Genomic DNA, 350 nt, shown 5'->3' with positions numbered 1-350 from the left:
CCTGGGTGCGGGCCTTGCTGCGCGAGATGGGCATTGCCCAGCATTGCGGCTTTGCCCGCCGCATCGGTCTGGAAGGTGAAGTGCTGGCCACAGACCTCACCGCGCTGGATGCGGCAGAAGCGAGCGGCTATCTCGCCGTGCTGCTGATCCGCAAGACGGCCCAGGCGCAGCGCCATCGTGCGCCCGAAGAGAATTCGAAAGGAAATGCATGAAAGTTTATTTCGTAGGGGCCGGCCCCGGTGCGGCCGACCTCATCACCCTGCGCGGTGCGCGCCTGCTGGGCCAGGTGCGCATGGTGCTGTATGCCGGTTCGCTGGTGCCGACTGCCTTGCTGGAACATTGCCACCCCG

At 65.7% G+C, this 350-nt stretch carries 1 protein-coding gene and 1 pseudogene; both read left to right on the top strand.

What is annotated here, in order from left to right; translation table 11 throughout:
- A pseudogene (locus tag B3873_RS00470) lies at nucleotides 1-212 on the top strand (precorrin-2 C(20)-methyltransferase); the annotation flags it as partial.
- Nucleotides 209-350, top strand: a 142-nt coding sequence (locus B3873_RS00465; RefSeq protein WP_286863499.1) for an SAM-dependent methyltransferase, incomplete at its 3' end; no start/stop codon positions are given. The pseudogene B3873_RS00470 and the gene B3873_RS00465, both read left to right, overlap by 4 nt.

Source organism: Herbaspirillum sp. UBA812 (assembly GCF_002296545.1).
Lineage (GTDB): Bacteria > Pseudomonadota > Gammaproteobacteria > Burkholderiales > Burkholderiaceae_D > Herbaspirillum > Herbaspirillum huttiense.
Note: the sequence above shows the minus strand (reverse complement) of the source record. Positions and strands in the feature narration are given on the sequence as shown.